We start from the raw sequence: 20,026 nt of genomic DNA on the forward strand, positions 1-20,026 counted from the left end.
GGCCAACGGCGCCCGTCAATCCAGTCCATTCGCCCTGCAGGGCGTGCGATGGTAAAATAGCCGGTTAATCAAATACGCTTTTTGGGGTCATACAGTGCTATCCACAGCCAACATCACGATGCAATTCGGCGCCAAGCCGCTCTTCGAGAACATTTCCGTGCGCTTCGGCGACGGCAACCGCTACGGCCTGATCGGTGCCAACGGCTGCGGCAAGTCGACGTTCATGAAAATCCTGGGCGGCGACCTCGAGCCGTCCGCGGGTAACGTCAGCCTCGATCCGGGCGAGCGCCTGGGCAAGCTGCGCCAGGACCAGTTCGCCTACGAAGACACGCGCGTGCTCGACGTCGTCATGATGGGCCACACCGAGCTGTGGAACGCGATCGCCGAACGCGATGCGATCTACGCCAACCTCGAAGCGACCGACGACGACTACATGAAAGCCGCCGAGCTCGAAGGCAAGGTCGCCGAATACGACGGCTACTCGGCCGAAGCGCGTGCCGGCGAACTGCTGCTGGGCCTGGGTATCGGTACCGAGCTGCACCAGGGCCCGATGAGCGCCGTGGCGCCGGGCTGGAAGCTGCGCGTGCTGCTGGCGCAGGCGCTGTTCTCGAATCCGGACATCCTGCTGCTCGACGAACCGACCAACAACCTGGACATCAACACGATCCGCTGGCTGGAAGACATGCTCAACGAGCGTAACTCCACGATGATCATCATTTCCCACGATCGTCACTTCCTGAACCAGGTCTGCACGCACGTGGCCGACATGGACTACGGCACGCTGAAGGTGTATCCGGGTAACTACGACGAATACATGCTGGCCTCGACCCAGGCACGCAACCAGCAACTGTCGAACAATGCCAAGGCCAAAGAGAAGGTAGCGGAACTGCAGGACTTCGTGCGCCGCTTCTCGGCCAACAAGTCCAAGGCACGCCAGGCCACGTCGCGCGCCAAGCAGATCGACAAGATCAAGATCGAAGAGTTCAAGCCATCCTCGCGCGCCTATCCGTTCGTGCGCTTTGAAGGCGAGAAAAAGCTGCACCGCCTGGCGGTGGAAGCCGAGAACATCTCGAAAGCCTACGACCGTCAACTGTTCAAGAATTTCTCGATCATGGTCGAGGCCGGTGAGCGCATCGCGATCATCGGCGCCAACGGCGCCGGCAAAACGACGCTGCTGCGCACGATTGGCGGCGAGCTGTGCGGTCTGCAGCCGGATGGTGGCCGCGTCAAGTGGGCCGAGAACGCGAATCCCGGCTACATGCCACAGGATCCGACCGAAGAATTTGCAGTGGGCGACAACCTGACCGACTGGATGGGTCAGTGGACGCAAGAGGGTGACGACGATCAGGCCGTGCGCTCGATCCTGGGTCGCCTGCTGTTTGGCGGCGACGAAGTCAAGAAGTCGGTCAACGTGCTGTCGGGTGGTGAGAAGGGCCGCATGATGTACGGCAAGCTGATGCTGGGCCGTCACAACGTGCTGCTGCTCGATGAGCCGACCAACCACATGGACATGGAGTCGATCGAGTCGCTGAACATCGCGCTGGACAAGTATGCCGGCACCCTGATCTTCGTCTCGCACGACCGTGAGTTCGTCTCGTCGCTGGCCACGCGCGTGCTGGAAATCCGTGAAAACGAGATCGTCGACTTCCGTGGCAACTACGAGGAATACCTGGCGAGCCAGGGCATCGACGCGTAATGTAGTAATGGCAGGGGCGGCGCGTTCGGCACGTCCCCTGCCAAGGAGACCGAGAAGAGTATGGACACCGTACCGATCAAGACGTATGAATACGACCGGCCCCAGGCCGGTCTGGCCTGCACCGCCGAGGCCTGGGCACGCATCCCCAGCGCGCCCGAACTGGCCGAGCGCAACGCGCTCAAGGACAAGATTCGGCGCCTGCTAAAAGAAAAGGGCGCCGTCCTCGTCGCTCACTACTACGTGGACGCCGACCTGCAGGACCTGGCCGAAGAAACGGGCGGCTGCGTGTCCGACTCACTGGAAATGGCGCGCTTCGGCCGTGACCACGCCGCGCAAACGCTTGTTGTCGCCGGCGTGCGTTTCATGGGCGAGACGGCCAAGATTCTCAGCCCCGAAAAAACCATCCTGATGCCCGACCTCGACGCGACCTGTTCGCTCGACCTCGGCTGCCCGGCCGACGAGTTCGCAGCATTCTGCGACCAGCACCCCGACCGCACCGTTGTCGTCTATGCCAACACCAGCGCCGCCGTCAAAGCGCGCGCCGACTGGATGGTGACGTCGTCCATTGGCCTGGATATCGTGGCCGAGCTGCACGCGCAGGGCAAGAAAATCCTGTGGGCACCCGACCGTCACCTGGGCTCGTACATCCAGACCAGGACCGGCGCCGACATGCTGCTGTGGCAGGGCTCGTGCCTCGTGCACGACGAATTCAAGGGCATCGAACTCGACCTGCTCAAGGCTGAGTACCCGCTGGCCAAGGTGCTCGTGCACCCGGAGTCGCCAGCGAACGTCGTGGCGCAGGCCGACGTGGTCGGCTCGACCACGCAGCTGATCAACGCCGCGCAGACGCTGGACGCCACCCACTTCATCGTCGCTACCGACAACGGCATCCTGCACAAGATGAAGATGGCCGCGCCTGGCAAGACCTTCATCGAAGCGCCGACCGCCGGCAACAGCGCCACCTGCAAGAGCTGCGCGCATTGCCCGTGGATGGCAATGAACGGCCTGCGCAATCTGGCCGACGTGCTCGAGTCGGGCGCCAACCAGGTGCACGTCGACCCTGCCGTCGGCCTGCAAGCCAAACGCGCGATCGACCGCATGCTCGATTTTGCTGCGGCCAAACGCGCCAAGGCGTTGCCAACCGGCGCGCTCGAACAGAATGCCCCCATGTTTTCCGGAGTCGGCCCCGCATGACCAGTCTGCACAATCCCCACGCCCAGTTTGATGACAAGCTGCAGGCGGCGTTCGAACAGAATATCCTGGCCGCGCTGCTGGAAGACATCGGCAGCGGCGACCTGACCGGCAAGCTGGTGCCAAGCGACACCCGCGTCTCGGCGCGCGTGATCGTGCGCGAAGCGGCCGTGCTGTGCGGCGCCCCGTGGTTCGAGGGCGTCATGCTCGCGGTCGACCAGGACACCGACATCGCGTGGCAATTTGCCGAAGGCGACCTGATGCCGGCCAGCAGCACCGTCTGCACCATCACGGCGAACCCGCGCGCGCTGCTCACGGCCGAGCGCGCCGCGCTGAACTTCCTGCAGCTGCTGTCTGGCGTGGCGACTGCCACCCGGCGCTACGTCGACGTCATCGCGGGTACGAATGCAGCGATTCTCGATACGCGCAAGACGCTGCCGGGCCTGCGCCAGGCGCAGAAGTACGCGGTGCGGGTTGGCGGTGGCAAGAACCAGCGCATGGCGCTGTATGACGGCATCCTGATCAAGGAAAATCACATTGCCGCTGCCGGGGGCGTCACGCCCGCGCTGACGGCGGCCACCAGCCTGAACGCTGGCGCGCCGGTGCAGATCGAAGTCGAAACCATCGCCCAGCTCGAAGAAGCACTGGCTGCCGGCGTCAAGTCGGTACTGCTCGATAACTTTGACCTGGCCATGATGCGCGAGGCGGTGCAGGTGAATGCCGGCCGTGCGCTGCTGGAAGCCTCGGGTGGCATCAACCTGGACACCGTGCGCGCGATCGCCGAAACAGGTGTGGACCGCATTTCCGTCGGCAGCCTGACCAAGGACGTGCACGCCACCGATTACTCGCTGCGCATCGTCTGATCGCACCGCTCAACTCTCAGACTTCATTATGTCGATCACCACCAAACTGAAACGTTCGCTTGTGTTCCGCCTGTTCTGGCTCGGCTTCGGCCTGCTGCTGGGTGTGCCCCAGTTGATGGACGGGATTCTCTACAATATGAAGGGCGAACTGTTCTTCGGCATCGGCATGCTGCTGGTCGGTATTCGCGGCTTCCTGCGCCCGGTCGTGCTGAGCCGGGCGATGGCGATGCAACGCGATGCTGCAGCGTCGGATGCGTCGATTGGGTCGCCCGTGTTGCATGGCGTGCTGTCGATCGCGATGGCGGCGGCTTTGATCACCGGTTTGGTGATCAAGTTCAGCAATAATTAAGCCCTACGCCCCGAACAAACCCGCCACGAGCGGCAAGACCCGCTCGGCGGACGCTTCAATCTTCAGCGTGAGCATGTCGTCAGCGCGCGTGCGCCCGAGGTTCAGCGCCGCAATCGGTTTGCCGGCTGCTTCGGCCAGCCGGCAGAAGCGAAACCCCGAATACACCATCAGCGACGAGCCGACCACGAGCAGTGCATCGGCCGCTTCCATCCGTGCCAGTGCGGCTGCCGTGCGCGCCGCCGGCACATTGTCGCCGAAGAATACGACGTCAGGCATCAGCATGCCGCCACAGTGCACGCATGCCGGCGCCGTGAATTCCGTCACCGCGTCCGGATCGATCTCGGCGTCGCCATCGGGCAGCGGCTGGGCGAGCACCTGGCCCAGGCCCGGATTGTCCGCCTCCAGCTGCACCTGCAGCGCAGCGCGCGTGAAGTTTGCCCCGCAGCCGAGGCACGTCACGTGGTGGATATTGCCATGCAATTCCAGCACATCGCGACTGCCCGCCTGGGTATGCAGGCCATCGACGTTTTGCGTGAGGATCGAGCCGATGCGGTTGTCTGCGCCAAGCGCGGCGAGCGCGCGGTGGCCTGCGTTTGGCGCCGCGCCCGACATCATCCGCCAGCCCACCATGCTGCGCGCCCAATAGCGGCGCTGGACTGCCGGGTCGCGCCGGAATTCCGGACCCTGGATCGGGACCCGGCCGCGCCGCACGCCATCCCGGTCGCGGTAGTCAGGAATGCCGGACGCGGTCGACAGGCCTGCGCCGGTGAGCACCAGCGCACGGGGGTATTGTTCGAGAAACGCCGCCAGCTGCGTGGCCGCGTGGTGTTCGCCAAGTGGGTTGCCGAGTTCGTCGTTCATGGGTGGAATCGTACCACCGCTCCGCATTTACCGCGCCGACACGACAATTCCGCCGACGATCAGGCCGAACGCCGCCACGTGGTACAACTGCGGCAGTTCGCCCAGGAAGGCGGCCGACAGCAGCGCGGTAAACAGCGGCGTCAGATTGATGAAGAACGCACTGATCCCGGGCCCGGCGCGCTGGACGCCCGCGCCCCAGCAGCGCATGGCGATGATTGCCGGCCCGATCGCCAGGTACAGCAGGGCGCCGGCGAGGGGCCAGCTCCATACGACCTGGGGCGTGCCCAGCGCCCACTCGCCGCCGGCGAGCGCGGCCGACCACATCACGCCATACGCAACCTGGGCCAGCAGGAAGGCCGCCCAGTCCGCACGCAGGGCCGGCACATCGTTCTTTTGCAGCAGTGACCAGCTGTAGAACGACCAGACAATGGTCGCCACGATCATGATCAGGTCACCCGCTACCAGGCGGAGCGCGGCCAGCTCGGCCAGGCTACCCCGGCACATGACGACCAGCACGCCGGCAATCGACAGCACGGCGCCGCCGATCTGCCGGCCCTTGACGGGCACGTTATAGAACAGCCGGCCGACCAGCAGCATCCAGACCGGCACGCCGGATGCCACGAGCGTCACGTTCAGCGGTGACGAGGTCGTCAGCGCCAGGTATTGCATCGAGTTGTACAGTCCGATTCCCAGCAGACCGAGCAGGGCGTAGCGACGCCAGTTGCGCAGCACGCCGCTGCCAGGGCGGAGTGCGGCGCGGCCCAGCACCAGCAGGATCACGAGCGCAATCGACCAGCGTAGCAGGTTGAGCGTCATCGGCGGCATGGCGTCGCGCACGAGACGGCCGATGATGGCATTGCCCGCCCACAGTACGGGCGGGATGCTCAGCAGAAGGACCGTCGTGAGCGAAAGCCGCTGCCGTTCCATGCTAGCGTCGGCGCGGCGTGAGCACGCTCGGGAGTGCCTTGGGCAAGGTGTCCGGGAAATCGCGCGAATAGTGCAGGCCGCGGCTTTCGTGGCGCGACATGGCGCTTTTCACGATCAGGTGCGCCACTTCGACCAGATTGCGCAGCTCGAGCAGATCGGGCGTGATGCGGAAGTTGCGGTAGTACTCGTCGATCTCTTCCTTGAGGAGCTTGATCCGGTGCAGCGCGCGTTCGAGGCGCTTGGTCGTGCGCACGATGCCGACGTAGTTCCACATGAAGCGGCGCAGCTCGTCCCAGTTGTGGGCGATGACCACTTCTTCGTCAGCGTTCGTGACGCGGCTGGCATCCCAGTCCGGCAGCGCAGGGTTGACGATCGCCGGACTCGCCGCGATCTGCTGCGCGCAGGCACGGCCAACGACGACGCATTCGAGCAGCGAATTGCTGGCCAGCCGGTTGGCGCCATGCAGGCCCGTGCAGGCGACTTCGCCGACCGCATACAGGCCGGGGATATCGGTGCGCCCGGCCAGGTCGGTGACCACGCCACCGCAGGTAAAGTGCACGGCCGGCACGACGGGGATCGGTTGCTGCGTGATGTCGATGCCCAGTTCGAGGCAGCGCGCATAGATGGTCGGGAAGTGCTCCATCAGAAATTCGGGCGGTTGGTGGCTGATGTCGAGGTTGACGTAATCGAGGCCCCGTTTCTTCATCTCGAAGTCGATCGCGCGTGCCACGACGTCGCGTGGCGCCAGCTCGCCGCGTTCATCATGCGCCGGCATGAAGCGCTCGCCGGCCTGTGCGCCCGCTTCCGGCGGCAGCTTGAGCAGGCCGCCTTCGCCGCGGATCGCTTCGGTGATCAGGAACGACTTCGCATACGGGTGGTACAGGCAGGTGGGATGAAACTGGATGAACTCCATGTTCGACACCCGGCAGCCGGCGCGCCAGGCCATTGCGATGCCATCGCCAGTAGCCGTGTCGGGGTTGGTCGTGTACAGATACACCTTGCCGGCGCCGCCCGTGGCCAGCACCGTGTGCTCCGCCTCGAAGGTGAGCACGTCGCCGCTGTTCACATCCTGCACGTGCAAACCGTAGCAGCGCGGCTGACTGCCATGCGCGACCTTGGGCCGCAGCTTGGCGGACGTGATGACGTCGATCGCGACATGGTGCTCGAACAGCGAAATATTCGGGTGGGCGCGTACCTTCTGTTCCAGCGTGACTTGCACGGCGTACCCGGTGGCGTCGGCCGCATGGATGATCCGGCGCTGGCCGTGGCCGCCTTCGCGCGTCAGGTGAAAGCCCATCTCAGCGGTGGCGTCACGCGTGAACGGCACGCCCTGATCGATCAGCCATTCGATTGCTTCGCGCCCGTGTTCGACGATGTAACGGGTAGCGGTTTCGTCGCACAGACCGGCGCCGGCAACCAGGGTATCGGCCACATGCTGCTCGTGGCTGTCGCCCGAATCGAGCACGGCGGCGATACCGCCCTGGGCCCAGGCGCTGGCGCCGTCGAGCAGGGTGCGCTTGGAGATGATGGCAACCTTGCGGGTCTGGGCCAGGTGCAGGGCTACCGACAGGCCGGCCAGGCCGCTGCCGACGATCGCGACGTCGAATTTCATGGGATGGTTGAAATGTTTACAGAGGCAATACTATAAGCGATTTGCCACCGGCTGCGGGACAGCCTGACCAGGCCAAAGTCATCCGCAGCGGGTCGCAAATGTACGCCCGCGCACCGAACGGCGGCGTCCGGCACGCTAGGATGAGCTATTACTCACCCAATCAAGGATTCACCATGACCGCAGACCGCACCCACGTCGCAGCCCTCGAAGACCGCATCGGTTCCCTGCGCTTTGCCATGTTCACGTTCCGTGACCAGCACGACCACCTGGCCAGCCAGCCAATGACCAAGCAGGACGTCGATGCCGAAGGCGGCATCTGGTTCTTCGTGCATTCGGCCACCGCCCTGTGGGACAGCATCGCGCACCAGCCTGAAGTGAACATCAGTTTCTCGGATATCGACGACAGCACCTATGTCTCGGTCAGCGGCACCGCCGAGCGCATCGTCGATCGCGACAAGATTCGCAGCATGTGGAACCCGATGGTCCAGGCCTGGTTCCCGGCCGGCCCGGAAGACCAGCACGCCGTGCTTGTGCGCGTGGTCCCGCACGCAGCCGAGTACTGGGATTCAAACGACAGCAAGATGGTGCGCCTGTTTGCCGTTGCCAAGGCAGCCGTGACCGGCAAGCAGCCGGATCTGGATTCGGAGCACGGCACCATCAAGCTGTAAGCATTCCTCTGCACTAACTTGCGGCGGGGCATGAGAGTGGCGTAGAGTAGCCGCTCTCATTCAGAGGACATTCACTATGTTCCCATCCTGGCTCCGCCGCATCCGATGATATCTCCGCTTGAACTGGCCGCGAACCTCTTCACGGCTGCCGCAATCTTCCTGGCAGGCCGCAACAACGTCCACACCTGGTGGACCGGGATTGTTGGCTGCACCTTGTTTGGCTTGCTATTCATGGGGGCGCAGCTGTATGCCGACGTCGTACTGCAAGCGTTCTTTGTCGTGACGGGTGTGCTGGGGTGGTGGCGCTGGTTGCATGGTAAAGGCGGCGCACCGCTGCCGATTACCCATGCGGGCTGGCGCACGATGGCGTGGATGGCGCCTGTCGGACTTATTGCCACTGGCGCGTATGGCGCTGCACTTCACTTCTATACGAATGCTTACGCACCATTCATCGATTCAGCGGTGCTTGTGTTTTCTGTTATCGCGCAGTTGCTGATGATGGGGCGGCGCATCGAGAGCTGGCCGGTGTGGTTGCTGGTCAATACCATTGCGGTTCCGCTGTACTTCAGCCGCGGCTTGTACCTGACGGCGTTCCTGTACATGTGCTTCTGGGTGAACGCGATCGTGTCGTGGATCTGGTGGCGCAAATTGGCGAAGCAAGAGCAGGTTGCGGCACAGGTCTCAAGGGGGGAGCATGCTGCTGCAGGCGGCCCGCCGTGAAGTTTTGTGGTTGCCTGGCCTGCGTGGATAGCTGGCCAGACGAACATCGAAACGTTAGTGGCGGGCACAACTTACATCAGCGCGTGAATGGCGGCAGATCACCTGCGTTTTGATTGCCACCCGTTTCCGGCGCGCCCATGCCGGTCACCTTCGGGCCAGCCTGGCCTGGCCGCGTGTCCTGCGCGCCTGGATTAGTGTGCGTTGCTGCCGTGTCGAGCGGTACCGTGCTTGGCGCTTCCGGTTGCGGTGCGGCGCTGCCGTCAGTAATCGGCGGCTCATCGCCTTCGGTACCGTCGGGCGCGTTCACATACGGTCCGGACTGATTACGGGTCAGCCCCGGGCCACCATTGCCGCCAGTTTCTGTCTGCGACTCATGCGATGGCGTCGCGCCTTGCTGGCCGCTGGTCTGGCCACCAATACCGACAGTAGTGGCGTCCTGGGTTGCAGTCGTCGATGCGGGTGCGTTGCTGTTCATGGTAGTCCCCTCCGTAAAATGGATGATCCATTGTCGTGCAGGGCAGGGCGGACACGTATCGGCGCGCAGGGCATGGCGCTGTAGGACGAGAGCGCCCTTCATGGGTAATTTAGCGAAACTTTGGGCCATCAGACCTTACGAAGCCCGGCGGCACGATGCTATACTGTATATCCATACAGTTATATTCATTCGTGCTCATGCCTGTGTTCGTACCGATCAATCTCGACCCATTGCCACCAGCCGACCCTGATCGCGCGGCCGCAAGCCGGCTCGGTGCGGGCAGCTTTTCCAGCATGTACGATGAGCCCGTCACTTCGGCGACGAGCGATGCCGAACTGGCGCGCGAATACATCTCTCATGGGGAGCTCAGTCCCAAGTCGGTCGCCAATCTGCAGAAAGAGCTGTACCGCTTCCTGACCTGGTGCCGCGAAGAAGCAGGCAAGACATTCCAGCAACTGAACGTCGGCGACCTCAATCTGTACAAGGAATTCATCCGGCAGCCGCCGCCCGCGTGGATCAGCACCACCAAATGGCCACGCAACGACCCGCGTTATCGGCCGTTCACGGGTCCACTGTCCGATACCAGCCGCCGCCAGGCGATGATTGCGATCAAGGGCGTGCTGACGTTTGCCGAGCAAACCGGCTACCTGCGCCGCAATCCTGCACGGCTCGTGCGCAATGTCCGCGCTGCACACGCGAGCCGCATCACCCGCTATCTGAGTCCGGCCGCGATTGCCTATGCGCTGGCCGCGGCCGAAGCACGGCCTGGGGATACCGAAGCGACCGCGCGTCAACGCGCGCGTGACCGCTTCCTGCTGATCGCGTTCGCGCAGACCGGCGCGCGCCTGAACGAAATCGTCAGCGCGAACATGGGCGCCGTCTACAGCGAGGGCGACGGGCGCTGGTGGCTCGACGTGCTGGGCAAGGGCAACAAGCCGCGCCGGCTGCCGGCGCCCCCGGCTACGGTCGGCGCCTATCGCGACTACCGGCGCGCGTTCGGTCTGCTGGAGCAGACGAGCAGGGGAGATCGCATGCCTCTGGTGCTGTCGAGCCGTACAAAAGAGTATGTAGGAATCACCGACGAGGCCGCGTCCGAAGCGCTCAAGGCGATCTTCCAGCTCGCAGCGGATGATGCGGCGGCGAAAGGGGATGGCGACAGCGCGTCGACGCTGCGCCTGGCGTCACCACACTGGCTGCGCCACAGTATGCTGACCAATCATGCGAACAGTGGCGTGCAACTCAAGACGCTGCAAGATACAGCAGGGCACGCGAACATCGCGACGACGGCGGCCTATCTGCACAAGACCGATCACGAGCGGCATGACGAGATTCTGCGTTCGAATGGTGACCGGGGAATTAATTGACTGTGAAAGAAGACGTGGTCTTCTCTTTTAAAAGGTAACTAACCAACAGAGACAAGAAGCCAAAAATAAAACGCTAACGCCAACAACTCCGGCCATGACAATGCTGATCAGGCAAGCTACCAAGAGCGGGGGCGGTTTGGATCGACCTTGGGCAGTGCAAGATAACAGGGGGCACTGCCCCCTTTGTGCGCCTGCTCCCCGCTTATACCGGAATGGAGGAGGTGCCGCCTTCGGCGCTACCGTAATTCTGTAATTCGTCGAGTGTCAGACGCCGTTCGTTCAACGCGGTGATGATCGCCCCGAGCTGCTCATCATCCGGCTGGATATAGACGATTCGCTGTTCGAGCAGATTGTCCCAATAAGGAGTGTACGGAACAGCGGTCTCGGCCATGATCTCGGCAGCAAAGCTGCCATCGTGCATTTCGCCGACGAGCGTGATGCGGGTGGTTGCGGGGACAGTATTTTGGACGGTGATGTTCATGATGTTCCTTTGAGTGATCAATCAGTGTTCTGGCATTGTCACGCAGTCACCAATTACGCGCAAATTCCCGCCCGCGTGCCGTGCGCAGTTCGAGGCGATGGGCGGATTGCTGCATCCCCGGAAAAGGATGCAGCGTGTGGATGCAGACAGGCGATCAGCGATCAGCGACAGTAGGGGAGCAGCTCCCGCGGGGCTGGGGTATCGTTAGTGCGCGGCAGAAGCCAGAGAGGTGGTAAGTTCACTGGGGCCGGAGTTCCACATCTGGTTTTGGTATGTCAATCAACTGGAGGTCATCATGTCGAACAAAATTGCACCACAAGACAATTCATCCAATATGGATAACGCGAACAAGGGCACGCCCGGCACGAACAGGCAATATGACCAGGTTCAGGGCAACCGGGGAAAGCAGATAGCGGAGTCGAACAAGCAAGGCGGAGGCAGCACCACGACCAAAGGCGGGAAATCGAAGTAATTACACCGAAGGCGGCCGGCGAAGAGCCGGCTTTTCTGTCCAGTGAAAAAGCGTATTCCGAAAAAGCTCGTTGGGCGCACGGTTTGCTGGTGGCTCAACGGCCATGCTCCGAAGGATCGCGGGCCGGTATTGAGCAACTCGGAACATAGCGCCGTGCTACAGGTCTGCGCGCGCTGCGGCGTCCAACCTGATATCAATCACCTCCGGCGTGCATGGGCCCCTCCGTAATCTCGGTAGGGAAGAATGACCTTCGCGCGGTTATGTACGTGCGAACGGCACAGTATCCTGGCACACGCATCGCTACGCGTGCGCCACTTGCTCGCGGCCATTCGAGATCAACCAGTTATGGTGGTCCGGAACCGTAACAATTTTGTCTTTTCTCCTTTCGTCCATATCACAGTTTTGGTGGCTCGTAAGGTTTCAGGTTTCGGTTTTCGGGCGTCAGAAATTCCTGGTCCTTTTCCGGCCAATATCCTTGCCCGTTGCGGTCGCTCTTGTGGATGGCCAGCGACTGTTCTGCCAGCATGGTTACTGGACTGCTCAGATACCATACAAAGTCGGCGCTGCGGGTCATCATGCCGGTGCGAAAGCCGCGTGCCGGTTCCAACAGATTGACGCGGCGTGGTAATGGTGACTGCGCGTGCAGCGGCATGCTCATGCGCCACTGGTTTGCCGAATTCAAGCTGCGCTGCAGGGCGAAGTAGAGCGCCGGCGGTGGTTCAACCACCGCCTCTTGGGTCAGGGTTAGCGTCAGCATGCAGATCTTCGGCGGCGGCAGCTGGATGAGCGCCGGCGTCAGTACGCCGGTCTTGCTGTCGAACAGCCGCATCTCCAGCGTCACAGCGTTCTGCTTGACGCGTGTCAGCGTCGCCATCAGCTGCAGCACATCACCGGCCCGCAGCTGCGCCGGGGTACCGTCCTCTTCCAGCAGCACGGCAAGCGGCAACTCATAGACCGTGCCAGGTTTCATGACAAGGGCGCTGGCTCCTGCCGTGCTTGACAATTTCAGATCCCGTGATTTGCCGGCGACCGGCACCAGTCGCAGCGTCAGACGGCCCGCTGCGGTAGCACTTGCTGCTTCCAGGTCGCCGCCGGGGCCGACGCCAGCTTTTTCCGCGGCCGCCTGCGCCAGCTCGTCCAGCCGTTTTTCGTAGGCGATGTCGAGCATCAGCGTGATCACGCCACGGGTGTTGACGCGGGCGCGGTCAGCCGCCAGGATCATGCGCAGCGCGCCACGTTGCTGGTCGCCACCGGTTGCGGCCAGTGGCGCGCCATTTGTCGCGGGTGGCCCGGCCAGGTCGCGGTTGTAGGCCGGGTCGCTGAACACCATGGTGGCCGGCATCATGGGCAGCGCGCCGCGTGTGGACAGCGCCAGATACAGCGGCATGCGCAGCGTCAAGGGCGCACGCTCGGCATCCCCCTCGATCAGGCGCCCTTCGTGCCGGGCGGCGGCATCGAGGGCAATCGCCTCTTTGCCAAGCGGCACGAGGGCACGCGCAGAGCCTGGCTTGACGGTCCATTGCAGCTCCACCGGCGGCAGCGTGACCGAGCCGGATAGGGCCAAACTGATCGCGTCTAACACAGCTGGCGTCTGCTGATGCGCCGGCAACTGGCGCGGATCGAGCGTCAGGATCACGCTGGCACTATGCGTGACGATCCCGGCGGACTCGTCTTTGCGCCAATCCACCAGCTTGGCATGGGGTTCAGGCAGCAGCCAGCGGTAGTCGATGACGTGTTCGCCAATTTTGAGGCGCGCGCTGCTCGCATTGCTCTCGAGCTTGAGTACCGTCGCAAGAAAGGCGGCTGGCGTCGCCACTGGTTTCGGCCGTTCGGCCAGCTCGAAGCGCACGTCGATGCGGCACACCAGCCGCAGCGAGCCGTCCCAGCGCTCGCTGACCACGCTTGCCGTCTCCGGGCTGGCCACGACTTCGATGGCCCAACTAAGGAACTTGTCACCGCGATCCTTCGCGGTGCCCTCGAACGCGCCGCGCCCGCCCTGCACCAGGTCGGCTGAACCGAGCACCGCGCTGGCGGGTGCCAGCGGGCGCGCGGCCGACGCCTGTACACGGCGGTCGCGCGCCGGGTCGCCGACGTTGACCGGCAGCGGACCCGGGCGCGGGGTGCGCAGTTTGCGCGCGAATGATGATCCGGCCTGGGCCGGCGCGCCAAAGCGCGGGTGCATGGCATCGTAGGCATCGATGGCGGCGGCGGCGGGCGCGTCGAGCCGGGTCAGCAGGCGCACGCGGCGCACGGTCATGATCCCGGCCCGTTCGCCCACTGCCGCCGCGCCCAGCCATGCCGGCATGAACGATTGCACGTCGCCAGCTGCTTCGGCGGCGCCACGTGGCGCGCTGTCGCGCACTGCCGTCGAAAGATCGGCGTCCGTCGGCAGCCGCACCAGCGGCGGGGCATTCTGCAGCCAGGCCACAGGCACCCCCTGCAAGCCCTTCAATTGCAGCGGGAGGTACACCGGTACCTGGGTCTGCGACAGCCACACTACCGGCGCGGCGCCGACGTTACCGGCGAGCTTCATCCGCGCCGTCGCCGAGGTGGGTAGCGACAGATCGCGCGCCAGGCCGGCCAGACCCGAGCCAGTCCACGCCGAGCCCGGACCGCCGGGCTGTCTGGCGTCGCGAATCGGGCGCGCGGGACCTTCCAGCGCGGGCGCCAGCCAGCGCAGGGCATCGGATGCGGGCGCAGCGGGCAGGCCCCGGCCGCCATCGGCAAACCCGTTGTTGCCCGGGGCGCGCGCAGAGCCGCTGTCGAGTGCCAGCGAAGCGATGGCGCCGGTCAGGTAGCGCCGGCCGACGGCGGCGCCGGCCTGCACCAGCATGAATGCAACCGGATCGGCATCGATGGTGGCGGCCAGCGCCCGCAGATAGGCCACCATGGCGTCCGGCAGCTCGGCGCCGGATGCACTGCCATGCCAGCGGGCGTGGCGCAGCGTGGCGCCCAGCACGTACAGGCACGCTCTGTCAGACGCTGGTGGAATAGTCGGCTCCACGTCGCCCATGGCAACCGAAGCCGCCAGCGACAGCGGCCTTGCATCGCCCCGAACCAGGCTGGCAGCCACCAGCGACAGTGACGTCACGGTGTGCTTCGGGTCCGCCGGCAGGTTCAGCACGGCGTCGACCGAAACCGCCGCCGCCGCAAAGAACACCCCGCAGGCGAGCGTGACCGGCCCACCGTTCGGGCGATAGTCGAAGCTTTGCTCTACCAGCAGCGAACCCGCCAGCTGTGCATCGCCGGCGCTGGCACCCGCATGCACCAGGGAGCCGGCCAGCAGTGCTGCAGCCAGTGCCTCGTACGAAGCGTTGGCAGGGGAGGGCGCAGTGGGACGGCTGAGCGACACCGCGCGCGCTGCCGCGCCGTCGTTCCAGGCCAGCTCGATGCCGCCGCTGTCAAATTGATCCTGCGCCAGGGCCACGCCGCTGCCGGCCAGCAGCGGCAGGCGCAGCAGCGGCGCGGTCTCGGTCGCCGGCGCCAGCGTCAGCAGACCAAGGTACCCACCGCCCAGCATCAGCCGGTTGCGCTGCTCATTGTCGGCCGGCGTGCCGGCCCAGTAAAGCTTGCGCAGGGCGCCACCGAGAGCACCCTGCAGCACCGTGGCCGCGCCGCCCACACCGGCCCGCAGCATGCCCGGTTCGTCGTTGCCAAAGGTGCCGCCGGTGATATTGCGCTTGTAGCGCGCGGCAAACAGCAGCGGCTCACTGGCATGGCTTGCTGATGGATGGGGAATCAGACCCGCAGGCCGGCCCACGGCCAGCGATTCGACCCCGGTCCAGCTGACGTTGGTGGCGCCGCGTATCAGGCTGTGGCGTGCCATTGCAGGAACCACCCACACTACGCTCGAGTCACGCTGCATCACGGCCGCCGCCAGTTCGAGCGGCAAGCTGTGCCCAGCCAAAGTCCAGCGCACCTGGTGTTTGGCGCTTGCCCCGGCGCCCTTGCTGATCAGTACGCGCCCGGTGCGCGGCTTGGCGTTGGTCATGGGAAGGGGCACCGGCTGATCGGTTGCCACCGACAGTGCCGGCCAGGCAATGTCGCTCTGGGCGTCGATCTGCGCGCTCACCACCGCCGCGCCGTGCCACGGGCTGTCTTTCTCGGCACTGACCTGAAACTCCAGGCGCCCGCCCTGAATCTTGATGCCGGGACCGAACAGGCTGTCCGCTCCCGCGATGTAGCAACTCTGGTCCTGTTCCAGTACGCCTTCGCAGCGGCCCGCCACCAGGTCGACGGTGCCGTTGGCGCGCGTGGGCTTGCCGAGGCGTACTACCCAGGCCGCTTCGAATGCCGCCGTGCCGCCACCAACGGCAAAGCTGCCCGCCATACGTCCCGACAGCGCGCCATTGGCTTCTTCCACAGTCGGGCGCGCTCCAGCACTGTCAATGCCCAGCAGGGTGAGTTTGGCCGCACCGTCCAGTCCGAAGCTCAACGCCTGCTGTCCCTGGGAGAACAATTCGATGGTGCGCGTCCATGTGAGCTCCGGAGCAAGATCGGTCAGGCGCAGGCTGGCACCGGCACCGTCGATCCGGTAGCCGGCCTTGACTTCGGCCTTGGCAATGCGCAGGCGCGATGTGGATTCAGGCGCAGCGGACGGCGTGGCATTGATGGCAACCTGACACGCGCCGGCTACGTCGGCTGCTGGGGCGATGCTGGCCTCGCCCAGCTCCACCATGACGCCTGCCACATCGATGGCACAGGCGCTGGCGGCGAGGGCAAAACCGGTGCTGCCAGTGAAGTTGGCAGTGATCAGCACGCGGCGAAGGGCGTTATTTTTATCATCCTTGTCGTGCGCCATCAGGGCAAAGCGCAGCGGCAGTCCGGCGCGGACCAGGGTAAAGCCTGCGACGATGGGCTGGCCAGCCCCCTTCCTGGTCAGTGTCAACCGGACCAGGTTGCCGCTATCGATGCGCGGCGACAGGGTCAGGCGGCATAGCAGGGCTGTCGTTTCAAGGTCATCGTCCTTGACGGTAAGCGCCAGCAGGCGCAGCGGCTCCAGGCGGAAGCCGAAAAATGGAATCTCGCTGCGGCCCAGCAGCAGCGTCAGGGCCGCGTGGTCAAGCCCTGCCGCGCCAAGGCGCCACTCGAAACCGCCCACGGCCAGCTTGTTGTCGTCCTCCAGGGCGTCAAACGCCAGCGGCGCGGCGAGATCGTCCTTCAACTCCGCTTTGTCGTGCGTGAACAGCACATCCTTGAACCAGAACTGAAACACGCTGCCGTTGATCTGGAACTCCAGAGGCGCCGCGAGCGACAGCAGGCGCCTGCCGGTGCCGGCACCGCCAACCGTGACCGCGCGCTCGATCAGCCGCTTGTTGGCCGTGTGGACGGCGCGGGCCGCGCCCGTCAGGGCATTGTCCAGTTCCATGTCATTGGCATTCAAGGTACCCGGGCTGAAGCCGCGCACCCGCACCGCGCCCGGCGTCGACGCCAGGGCCGGGTTCAGTTCACTGCGCCGCAGGTCGGGCAAGAACCAGCCGTCGTAGCCGGTCAGCGCACTATTGCCACTGATCGGGGCGGCTCCGGCCAGGTGCAGTGCGCCATAGGTGGGCTGGCCCGCAACCGGGCGCGTGTCGAGCTGCCAGGTGGTTTTCCACGCCAGTTGGCGCACCAGGGTCTTGACCTTGACGTCGAGCATCGTATCGACCGCGCCGAAGCCGCTCAGGTAACTGTCGACCACGCGGCTGTTTTGCTGCTTGCGTTCCTGGTCCTTCCAGAAGGCGGCAAGCAGGGGCCAGTCGAGCGTGGTCGGCACGCTGGCATCGGAAGGCGGCTCCGGATTGGAAGCCGGGGCGTCCGGCGGCGGCAGCGTAGCTGTAGCAAAGGCTTCGTCCAGCAGCGGTAGATCGTAGCGCAACGCCGCCTCGAAACTGATCTTTCCGTAACCGGGCGCCGTGCCGCCACTGTTGATCACCCGCAGCTCGGCGCCGGGCACGGCGGCCATTGCAAAGGCAATGCCGCGCTCGTACAGTTTAGAGCATTCGATCCTGCCGGTCGGTTCGGGCCAGCATGGCAGCGAGTTCAGGCTGAAGACGGTGCCGTCCACCTTCTGCAGCGCCAGCAGGGGCGCGTGGTGCGACATGGCCAGCAGCGCCAGTGGCAGCGTGCCGCTGGTGGGGAGGGCACCGCCGGGGCGCAAGGCGAACGGGATCAGGTCGCGGCTCTCGAGAGGGCGGGCGGAACCTGCGCCGGCACGGGTCATCGGCATCGCAGCCGCAAGCGGCACGGTGGGATGGCGCAGCCAGGCGACGGCGGGTAAGGGGGCCTGGTATTGTTCGGGCTTGGGCGAAAGAGTGAAGTCATCGATCACGCAGTCGCCTGCGGCCTTGAGCGCAACATGTGCTTCCTGTGGTTTCAGAACCTGCTTGACCCAGCGCAGGTTGTCGACGCCAAAGCCGAGCGCCATCGACGTCCAGCCCAGCGCGGCCTGCCCATGCATCCCCTTTACCTCCACTGAAATCGACAGGCCGTCGACGCTGGCGGTGAGCGCGCTGCGCTCCGGACCCACGGTTTGCGGGCTTTGCATCAGCACATCAATGAAGGCGCCAGGGCCGGCCCCTAGCCGTGGCAGCGCTTCCTGTGTGTCCGGTCGGTCGGCCGACAGCCACAGCATGCCACGGGTGGACAGCACCGGGTCATGCAGCACGAAGGTGGCCGATTCGAGCGTGGCGGCACTTGCGCCGCTGCCTGGCGTGAGTACCACCGTGCCCGCCACAGCGCCGGCCTGCTCGACCGTCACGCTCCAGGGGGCGGCCATCTGGCGCGGCGCGCCCGCCGCAGGAAAGTGGCCCGATTGCACGGCGCCGGCCATGCCGGGGTGGCGCACGCGCAGAAAGCCGCCCAGCACATTGCGCGGTTGAGTGCGGGCAATCGTTGCAAACGCCAGGTCGTTGGTGCGGTCGAGCGGGCCCAGGTTGGGCACGGTCAGCTGGAGCCAGCCATTTTCAAGGGCCACGAAAGCAGGAATCAGGGGACGGCCAAATTCACGGCCGAGCGGACCGGGGTCGTTCCTGGCCGGGACTGGCGGCGGCGTCGGAAGTCCGTAGGCATCGCGCAGTGAGCGCGACAGCCTCACCAGTTCAATGTCCAGGCTAAGCTTTTCCTGCGCCATGTTTTCGAGCGTGAATGTGCCGACTGCGCACCGGCAGCGCAGTGCAAAGCTCGACTTGGGAGCGGCGCCGTCGGCCAGCGTGAACAGGATCTTGCCTGCTAACCCCGCCTGGCCTTCCGACGCGTGCAGCCGTGCCGGGAGCAGCGCCGCGACGCTGTCGATGGCGCCCATCACCGGTGGGCTGACCAGCGAGACGGCACAATCGGTACCGTCAACTTCGACTGCACGCTCCGGCAGCGCCATAGGCTCGCGGCCGCTGCCGTCAATCGCTACCGGCCAGGAAAAGCCGGGCAGCTTCCTGTCGCGCCGCGCCGAGAACTTGAGCCCCGCCAGTCGCTCGCCGGCGTCGCCGGCAGCCGGCACGATGGCATTCCAGGCGTCGGCCCAGGCCTCGTGATCAGCCGGTGCCAGCAGGTGCGCCCGGAAGGCGCCATGGCCATCCCCTGGTTCGGGGCGCAGCAAGATCCTGCCGCTCAGCGCCGAACGGCCCGGGAAGGGCAGCCTGGCGTCGAACTCAATCCCATCCGGCACCAGCCAGACGACCGGCCAGGTGTGCCAGTCCTTGCTTGCGCTGTCCACGCCGACCAGTCCCATGCGCACCAACCAACGGGCGTCGCGTGCTTGCGGATTGACTCGCAAGCCGACGCGGCCGGTCACCAGGCGCAGGGGCGCCAGCGGGATCACACGATCGCCTTGATGTTCAGGATTCGGGGCGACCTTGTCGGGCCTCGGCCAGCCGTCCGGCAGCAACTCGGCCACCACGTGAACGAACGGCGCCGCGCCGTCCGAAGCGTCACTCCCTTCGGGGGCGGTGCGCAGGCTGTGCCCGAAATTGGCCGGCAGCGAACGCGCGTTGCGGGTCCAGCCGAACAGCAGGCCGTCCGGATCTTCGTTATTGTCGGCGGCCACTTCGGGCTGACGGTAGCGCTCGTTCTGGGCGCCTACCACCAAATGCAGGTCGAACAGGCGCGGACGCATGGCCGGTGGTGCGCCGCTACCGGATGGGTCGGTGGCAAGGACCCGAACCGGATGCACGTGGTCGGCCACGGTGCCGTTTTTCTTGCCTTTGGCATCGACCGCGTTCTGGGCGCCGAAGCTGGGCGCGCCGGCATGCAAAATCCACATGGGCCACGAATGCGTGCCGTCGCCCACCATGGGGCCGGCCAGGCTCACATTGCGCAGCAGGTCCGGCCTCTTCGCCAGATCATCGATGATCTTGTCCATGTCCATGTCCGT

At 65.0% G+C, this 20,026-nt stretch carries 14 protein-coding genes; 8 read left to right on the plus strand and 6 right to left on the minus strand.

Annotated features, from left to right (window positions below; translation table 11 throughout):
- Positions 1–94 precede the first annotated feature (94 nt).
- Genes IFU00_09895 through IFU00_09910 form a run of 4 tightly spaced genes read left to right on the plus strand, consistent with a single transcriptional unit; the run spans position 95 to position 4,099 of the window.
- Positions 95–1,696 (plus strand): ABC-F family ATPase, encoded by a 1,602-nt coding sequence (locus IFU00_09895; protein ID MBD8542594.1) that lies wholly within the window; start codon positions 95–97, stop codon positions 1,694–1,696.
- A 60-nt stretch (positions 1,697–1,756) separates the two neighbouring features.
- Complete coding sequence (nadA, locus tag IFU00_09900) at positions 1,757–2,890, plus strand: quinolinate synthase NadA (protein ID MBD8542595.1); 1,134 nt, start codon at positions 1,757–1,759, stop codon at positions 2,888–2,890.
- The gene (locus IFU00_09905; GenBank protein ID MBD8542596.1) at positions 2,887–3,750 is read left to right on the plus strand and encodes a carboxylating nicotinate-nucleotide diphosphorylase; all 864 of its coding nucleotides are present in this window, start codon (positions 2,887–2,889) and stop codon (positions 3,748–3,750) included. The genes nadA and IFU00_09905 overlap by 4 nt, the downstream gene beginning before the upstream one ends.
- A gap of 28 nt (positions 3,751–3,778) precedes the next feature.
- Complete coding sequence (locus tag IFU00_09910) at positions 3,779–4,099, plus strand: hypothetical protein (protein MBD8542597.1); 321 nt, start codon at positions 3,779–3,781, stop codon at positions 4,097–4,099.
- 3 nt (positions 4,100–4,102) lie between these two features.
- Here IFU00_09910 and IFU00_09915 read toward each other — a convergent pair whose 3' ends face one another.
- Genes IFU00_09915 through nadB form a run of 3 tightly spaced genes read right to left on the minus strand, consistent with a single transcriptional unit; the run spans position 4,103 to position 7,499 of the window.
- Positions 4,103–4,960 carry an NAD-dependent protein deacetylase gene (locus IFU00_09915; GenBank protein ID MBD8542598.1) on the minus strand — a complete coding sequence of 286 codons (858 nt, stop codon included), beginning with the start codon at positions 4,958–4,960 and terminating at the stop codon, positions 4,103–4,105.
- Between the two features lie 27 nt (positions 4,961–4,987).
- The gene (locus IFU00_09920; GenBank protein ID MBD8542599.1) at positions 4,988–5,887 is read right to left on the minus strand and encodes a DMT family transporter; all 900 of its coding nucleotides are present in this window, start codon (positions 5,885–5,887) and stop codon (positions 4,988–4,990) included.
- Position 5,888: 1 nt separating this feature from the next.
- Positions 5,889–7,499: an L-aspartate oxidase gene (gene nadB, locus IFU00_09925; protein ID MBD8542600.1), complete on the minus strand. Its 1,611-nt coding sequence runs from the start codon at positions 7,497–7,499 to the stop codon at positions 5,889–5,891.
- A gap of 173 nt (positions 7,500–7,672) precedes the next feature.
- On the opposite strand from nadB, the gene IFU00_09930 reads away from it, so the two are divergent.
- Together IFU00_09930 and IFU00_09935 are read left to right on the plus strand one after the other, a co-directional pair.
- Complete coding sequence (locus IFU00_09930) at positions 7,673–8,167, plus strand: pyridoxamine 5'-phosphate oxidase family protein (protein ID MBD8542601.1); 495 nt, start codon at positions 7,673–7,675, stop codon at positions 8,165–8,167.
- A 105-nt stretch (positions 8,168–8,272) separates the two neighbouring features.
- Positions 8,273–8,887: a nicotinamide mononucleotide transporter gene (locus IFU00_09935; GenBank protein MBD8542602.1), complete on the plus strand. Its 615-nt coding sequence runs from the start codon at positions 8,273–8,275 to the stop codon at positions 8,885–8,887.
- 76 nt (positions 8,888–8,963) lie between these two features.
- Here the strand turns inward: IFU00_09935 and IFU00_09940 are convergent, their stop codons facing one another.
- Complete coding sequence (locus IFU00_09940; GenBank protein ID MBD8542603.1) at positions 8,964–9,362, minus strand: hypothetical protein; 399 nt, start codon at positions 9,360–9,362, stop codon at positions 8,964–8,966.
- 197 nt (positions 9,363–9,559) lie between these two features.
- Between IFU00_09940 and IFU00_09945 the strand changes: the two genes are divergently transcribed.
- Entirely contained in the window at positions 9,560–10,726 is a 1,167-nt protein-coding gene (locus tag IFU00_09945; GenBank protein ID MBD8542604.1) for a tyrosine-type recombinase/integrase, read from the plus strand.
- A gap of 202 nt (positions 10,727–10,928) precedes the next feature.
- Here the strand turns inward: IFU00_09945 and IFU00_09950 are convergent, their stop codons facing one another.
- Complete coding sequence (locus IFU00_09950; protein ID MBD8542605.1) at positions 10,929–11,207, minus strand: hypothetical protein; 279 nt, start codon at positions 11,205–11,207, stop codon at positions 10,929–10,931.
- Between the two features lie 295 nt (positions 11,208–11,502).
- On the opposite strand from IFU00_09950, the gene IFU00_09955 reads away from it, so the two are divergent.
- A complete protein-coding gene (locus tag IFU00_09955; GenBank protein ID MBD8542606.1) occupies positions 11,503–11,679 on the plus strand; it encodes a hypothetical protein in 177 nt (58 codons plus the stop codon).
- A 394-nt stretch (positions 11,680–12,073) separates the two neighbouring features.
- Here the strand turns inward: IFU00_09955 and IFU00_09960 are convergent, their stop codons facing one another.
- Entirely contained in the window at positions 12,074–20,014 is a 7,941-nt protein-coding gene (locus tag IFU00_09960) for a hypothetical protein (GenBank protein MBD8542607.1), read from the minus strand.
- Positions 20,015–20,026: the final 12 nt, after the last annotated feature.

The organism is Oxalobacteraceae sp. CFBP 8761 (assembly GCA_014841595.1).
Classification (GTDB): domain Bacteria; phylum Pseudomonadota; class Gammaproteobacteria; order Burkholderiales; family Burkholderiaceae_D; genus Telluria.

Coding starts and splice junctions, on each gene's coding strand:
- nadB (MBD8542600.1), bottom strand. CDS start 7,499: ATGAAATTCGACGTCGCGATCGTCGGCAGCGGCCTGGCCGGCCTGTCG.
- IFU00_09960 (MBD8542607.1), bottom strand. CDS start 20,014: ATGGACAAGATCATCGATGATCTGGCGAAGAGGCCGGACCTGCTGCGC.
- IFU00_09930 (MBD8542601.1), top strand. CDS start 7,673: ATGACCGCAGACCGCACCCACGTCGCAGCCCTCGAAGACCGCATCGGT.
- IFU00_09905 (MBD8542596.1), top strand. CDS start 2,887: ATGACCAGTCTGCACAATCCCCACGCCCAGTTTGATGACAAGCTGCAG.
- IFU00_09915 (MBD8542598.1), bottom strand. CDS start 4,960: ATGAACGACGAACTCGGCAACCCACTTGGCGAACACCACGCGGCCACG.
- IFU00_09940 (MBD8542603.1), bottom strand. CDS start 9,362: ATGAACAGCAACGCACCCGCATCGACGACTGCAACCCAGGACGCCACT.
- IFU00_09910 (MBD8542597.1), top strand. CDS start 3,779: ATGTCGATCACCACCAAACTGAAACGTTCGCTTGTGTTCCGCCTGTTC.
- nadA (MBD8542595.1), top strand. CDS start 1,757: ATGGACACCGTACCGATCAAGACGTATGAATACGACCGGCCCCAGGCC.
- IFU00_09935 (MBD8542602.1), top strand. CDS start 8,273: ATGATATCTCCGCTTGAACTGGCCGCGAACCTCTTCACGGCTGCCGCA.
- IFU00_09955 (MBD8542606.1), top strand. CDS start 11,503: ATGTCGAACAAAATTGCACCACAAGACAATTCATCCAATATGGATAAC.
- IFU00_09945 (MBD8542604.1), top strand. CDS start 9,560: ATGCCTGTGTTCGTACCGATCAATCTCGACCCATTGCCACCAGCCGAC.
- IFU00_09950 (MBD8542605.1), bottom strand. CDS start 11,207: ATGAACATCACCGTCCAAAATACTGTCCCCGCAACCACCCGCATCACG.
- IFU00_09920 (MBD8542599.1), bottom strand. CDS start 5,887: ATGGAACGGCAGCGGCTTTCGCTCACGACGGTCCTTCTGCTGAGCATC.